The organism is Staphylococcus sp. HMSC077D08 (assembly GCF_001837945.1).
Lineage (GTDB): Bacteria > Bacillota > Bacilli > Staphylococcales > Staphylococcaceae > Staphylococcus > Staphylococcus epidermidis.
Genome location: NZ_KV834780.1, coordinates 1 through 5,116 on the forward strand (window position 1 = coordinate 1; position 5,116 = coordinate 5,116).

The 5,116-nt window shown below is 26.3% G+C and carries 5 protein-coding genes; 3 read left to right on the forward strand and 2 right to left on the reverse strand.

Annotated features, from left to right (window positions below; all coding sequences use genetic code 11):
* Nucleotides 1-258: 258 nt before the first annotated feature.
* The 3 genes from HMPREF2663_RS07430 (at nt 259) to HMPREF2663_RS07440 (ending at nt 3,415) form a co-directional block, all read left to right on the forward strand.
* Complete coding sequence (locus tag HMPREF2663_RS07430) at nt 259-1,458, forward strand: hypothetical protein (RefSeq protein ID WP_001831368.1); 1,200 nt, start codon at nt 259-261, stop codon at nt 1,456-1,458.
* Between the two features lie 41 nt (nt 1,459-1,499).
* The gene (locus HMPREF2663_RS07435; RefSeq protein ID WP_002511329.1) at nt 1,500-2,048 is read left to right on the forward strand and encodes a hypothetical protein; all 549 of its coding nucleotides are present in this window, start codon (nt 1,500-1,502) and stop codon (nt 2,046-2,048) included.
* Between the two features lie 884 nt (nt 2,049-2,932).
* The gene (locus HMPREF2663_RS07440) at nt 2,933-3,415 is read left to right on the forward strand and encodes a type III toxin-antitoxin system ToxN/AbiQ family toxin (protein WP_001831392.1); all 483 of its coding nucleotides are present in this window, start codon (nt 2,933-2,935) and stop codon (nt 3,413-3,415) included.
* A 267-nt stretch (nt 3,416-3,682) separates the two neighbouring features.
* Here the strand turns inward: HMPREF2663_RS07440 and HMPREF2663_RS07445 are convergent, their stop codons facing one another.
* Nucleotides 3,683-4,210 carry a GNAT family N-acetyltransferase gene (locus HMPREF2663_RS07445; RefSeq protein ID WP_001831394.1) on the reverse strand — a complete coding sequence of 176 codons (528 nt, stop codon included), beginning with the start codon at nt 4,208-4,210 and terminating at the stop codon, nt 3,683-3,685.
* Between the two features lie 192 nt (nt 4,211-4,402).
* The gene (locus tag HMPREF2663_RS07450; protein ID WP_001831384.1) at nt 4,403-5,059 is read right to left on the reverse strand and encodes a hypothetical protein; all 657 of its coding nucleotides are present in this window, start codon (nt 5,057-5,059) and stop codon (nt 4,403-4,405) included.
* Nucleotides 5,060-5,116 lie beyond the last annotated feature (57 nt).

Consider the following 5,116-nt stretch of genomic DNA (forward strand, 5'->3'; position numbering starts at 1 on the left):
TGCGGATAAAGTTCTGTACTTAAGCTATAAATGGGTTTTTTATTATCAATATAATTGGAAGCTATTTCAGTTGAATAGCCACCTTTTTTGAAATTAGATTGAATTTTCATGTGAAACATCCTTTCTATCCTATTGATGCGCATCGTTTAGGAAATATAAATAGAATTAATCAAAGATATCTGTGATTGATTAAATTTTCGCAAATGAAGTGATAAAATAATAGGTGAAAAAATTTATTCGGTTTTTGGAGGTAATAGCGTGATTATCATTAATAACAAAGGAATCAATGACTTAGATTTTAATTATTGGATGAATAATCAATTAACTGATGACAATATCGAAGAAATTTTAGAGGGGTCTGATTTAAGTATGGAACAAGAAATTTTTAAAAGTAATTATAAAAAATTCTTGGAGATAGATGGCAAAAAGGAAAGATGGTATTCTCTGGAAGAAGCTGCGTATATTATTAATGGGAATTATTTTTCAATTTATGAGGAAGATAGCAAAAAGCGAAGTGTCACAACAGACTATGTAAAAAATAAAAGTAATGATATCTTAAATAATATAGAAAATGGAACAAACCAAAATTGGAATAAATATCATTACCCACAAAAAAGGAAGTTTGCATTCAAAAAAGTAAAGTATGTTAATGAAGATATGATCGATGAAATATTAAGAGATGATGTAACAAAACCTGAAAAAATAAAACGAGGTAATATATCAATCGAAGAGTTGCTACCTAATCAAAATAGAATAGCAAAATATATTAGACAGAATGAGAATATACATAATAAAAGTATAATGATAGATTACCTAAATCAATTAAGTGATACACTGGCAAAATCATTAGACGACGTACGTTATTTTTCAAATAAACTATCATTATTTAAATCTGTTATTAAAGATTCTAGAGAAATAGCACAAAATATACATAGGGATCACGATATAGATAATAAAGAAAAATATGAACTTCTGAAAAAAGAATATAGTAATTTTTTAGAAAACTGTATACGTTTTTCTAATGAATATTTAGATATACTAGATATCAAAAATATTTTTAATATTTTTGATACTAAGAAAATTGTTTTAAATCTGTCTTATTATACGAAAATGTGGGAGGTTCCTGATATTAATAATGAACAACCGATAAATAATAATTTACAAAAGTTTGTTGATTTGAAAAAGAAGAAGTATTTAAATAATGTACATTGGAGTAAAAATAAGATACTTAAACAATTAAATGAAATTGAAGTTAAACCCGTTACTTTAAAAGATGGTACTAGTGAAACAGAACGCGTGGCAGAGTGGATGTATAGAAATAAAACAAAAGTTGTTTATGAAATTATAAATAAAGAATTTGATGATGTTTATGATTTACTTAACGGTATGTTGAAGTCTGAATACACAGAACTTATGGGCTATATGAGAATATGGCATAACTTAAGCAAAAATTTATAAGTCTTAGTAACCTGTTATACACTTTAATTGGAGGAGTTAACGTGTATTTCAAAAATATGGATTTCTTGATTGACCTATACAAGAATTTTAACGAAGTAGGGATTTTTGCAGTAATATATATTATATATGCGCTTATTCAAATTCTAAGTCAAAATATTTTATATAAAAGACAAAAGATGGAAAGAGTAAAAACACTGATAATCAATATAATTTTATACATATTTATAACACTAGTAGCATTAATGTACTTGTTAGCAATGATTTTTTATTCACTCAGTGCATATCCTAAAGAAGAAGTGATTAAATATATAACAGATTGGGATAAAATTAGTTTGCCAGCTATATTACTTGTTCTTTATTCGTTATTATTCCCTATTTTTATATTTCCATTTGTAGGAAAACGACGTAGAAAAAACTATTTTGCAGAAAATGTAAATAATTGTATTATTGAAAGAGAAATTATAGATAGAGTGAGTATTAATGGTAGAGATAAATTAATTCTAAAAGATGCCTTAGGATATCAGACAGAAAAAGATATAACAGGAATAAAGGATTTAAAAATTAGTACATCTCAAAAAAATCTTGGTTAACGTTAGAAGACATTAAAATAGCTACGATGAGTCTAAGAGATAAACAATTACTGTTAAAAATGATTATAGGTTTAATAATATTTGGGGTCCCTACAGGGTATTTTGTGTGGAACTTCATCAGTGTCGTTGATGATTGGGATAGAATAATGCACGCAAATGATATATTTATGTATATGGGTCTTTTCACGTTACCATTAATGGTAACAGTTGAGTTATATGTAGTTGCATTTATTATTACCAAAAATTTATTTAAAAAGAAAAAATGATAACAAATTTAGATTAAGAGAAAATAACTTATCAAAGGTCGTATATTAGAACATGATATATATAGTTCGCCTATCTATCAAGAATCAATCTAGTCGCAGAGAGGGATCATTACTTTGCTAATCATTTTCGTTAATTGGACTATAACATTGGTTGGTGGAGAAATGTAAAAGACTATTATTATTGATTTTGTAGGATTTTTTTGGTTAATAAGTCTTTTCTTATACTATCAACAATACGGTAATTAGCTTGTCAAAGGATTTTACTCTTTCCAATCAATTGTGGATTTGTATCGGTGTAGAAAGTATTTTGTACCAAGCGTCTACCTGCTTTATTTCTAATGAAAAATCAGTTAGTAAATCTTTAATCATTTTTCTCTTAGAAAACCAATTTGAACGGTTCTGAGAAATATAATATAAAGATAAAAAATTGACATATGATTTATACAGTGCTAAAATTTAAAATGTATATAGGAGAGGTCTTGCCACAAGTAGACATTGAAAAAATAGAGAGTCCATGCTAAAAGTTGGAATTGAAAAAATGGAGAGGTCTTGCCACAAGTAGACATTGAAAAGCGACCAAATATTTGGTCGCTTTATTTTTATACTGTAGGAGAAATTATGAAATTATACTATGTTGATGAAGATTATATTAATGAATTAAGAAATGTAGATGAGAGAGTATTATTAAATAAATCCACTCGTCCTTATTTAGGAGTTGTATTATCTATTAATGATCTTAATTATTTTGTCCCCTTAAGTTCCCCTAAAGAAAATAAAAAACTAAATAATCAACTATCAATAAAATTGTTTGAGGTTAATAATATTCAAAATAGATTAGGATATCTATTATTTTTAAATATGATACCTGTTCCTGATAAATATCTTTCTAAAATAGATATGCAATACATAAAGGAGCAAGATTTAGAATATTATAACTTATTAACTAACCAATTAATTTTTATTAGGCAAGAAAATCAAAGAATCGTAAATAAAGCCCAAAAAGTATATAAAAATGCTGTGATAAAAAAAGTTTCATTTTTTGAATCAATGTGTGTAGATTATTTAGCATTGGAAAGATATGTGAAAGATTTAAAACAGTAAAAAAGATAATTCTGTCAATAATTCCCCTCAACATACTCAGAAGAATTTTAGTGTAAAGTCTTTGTAATTGTCTATCTTAGTTAATTAGATGTTTACTATTATTTCTATATTAATATATAGCTAAAATTAATAAAATAGAAGTCATTAGCTGAATTACTTATGAATCAAAATAAATTTTATATACAAAATGTCATTTTTGAGTACGCTCTAAATAAACAAAAATAGTCCTCTTATTAAAATAAGAGGACTATTTTTGTTTAAAATTATTCAAGACCATTCGCTTTCTAACATACTCATTTGCCATAAATTATAATATTCTCCATTTAATTTTCTAAAGTCTCTTTTTTCTCCTTCTTTTATAAATCCAATCTTTTTGTAACTTTTAATAGCTGATTTATTAAAGGCAAAAACACCTAATTCAATTCTGTGTAGTCCCAAATCTTCAAAAGCCTTTTTCAATAATTTCTTTATTATTTTAGGGCCTAATCCTTGGCCACGCATTTGCGGATCACCTACTAAAACTTTACTTAACGTGGCGGAACAATTTTTAAAATCTATATTATTTAAAGCAATATGACCTATAATTTTTTTTGAATTATTTTCTTCAATGATAACTTTATAAATTATTTTACTAGAATTTTCTTTATTTGTGTCTTTAATATATTCCTTTAATTGTTCTTCATCTAGGGGATAATTAAAATCTGTACCTGCCCATTTGACTAAAAGTTCAGGAGAGTTTATCCAGTTTATTAATAAATCAAAATCTTTCTCCTCAAAATATTCAAACTTAATCAATAAATTACTCCTTAAATAATAGGTTATTAACTATAAAAATTCAGTGAATGTTGCAATATAAACAACCACTACAATTTTTTGATACTTTCTTCATCAACTTTCTATCTTAAATTTTCGATTTTTTATAAAGCGTTTTGTATTATCTAAATAACTCTTTACAATTTACTGATTTTTAAGCTTTTGCTAATAGATTTATGCAACTTTAATATTATAAGTAAATCTATGCACTTCATCATTAAATTTAAATTCTGCCCAAATTTTATACATCCCTTTTTTAGGAAAATGAGCATAAAAGGTTGTAGAATCAGGTGATTCTGGGTGAACATGAATATAATCAGTTAATTGCTCATCAAATATAATCACATGTCCTAAAGCTCCTAAATAAGGTTGGGGAGTTAATTCTGTATTGAAAGTTAAAGGGACATGTTCATCTTCTTTAGCACTTATAGAATTTAAAGTTACATGAACTCCTTTGTTAACTTTTACCCAATTTTTATCAGAATTTAAAGATGTTGTAGAGGTTATTTTATCTCCAATTTGCAGTTCAATAGGATGAACGGAATACACATGGTTTTTTGGTGTAACATCAACAAAAGCCTGGTAAGTTCCTGGCTCTAATTGTTGGTTAATTATAAATAAACCTTCATGCTTTTTTTGAGGGTGTAGGTGGTAATATTTCTCCATGTCATTAGATACTAAAACGAAATGCATTTCTTTTTCATGCATAGTATCTAATAATGGGGCATTATTAAATTCATCTTCTAACGTAATTTCTATATTACCATCTCTATATACAACATTTGCTTTAATTTCGGGTTTGTTTGAATGATATTCATGATTATGATTCATATTTTTATCCTCCTTAATTTTTAATAAGAGCTTGGGACATAAAGTTCTAGGATAAGT

Coding starts and splice junctions, on each gene's coding strand:
- HMPREF2663_RS07450 (WP_001831384.1), bottom strand. CDS start 5,059: ATGAATCATAATCATGAATATCATTCAAACAAACCCGAAATTAAAGCA.
- HMPREF2663_RS07440 (WP_001831392.1), top strand. CDS start 2,933: ATGAAATTATACTATGTTGATGAAGATTATATTAATGAATTAAGAAAT.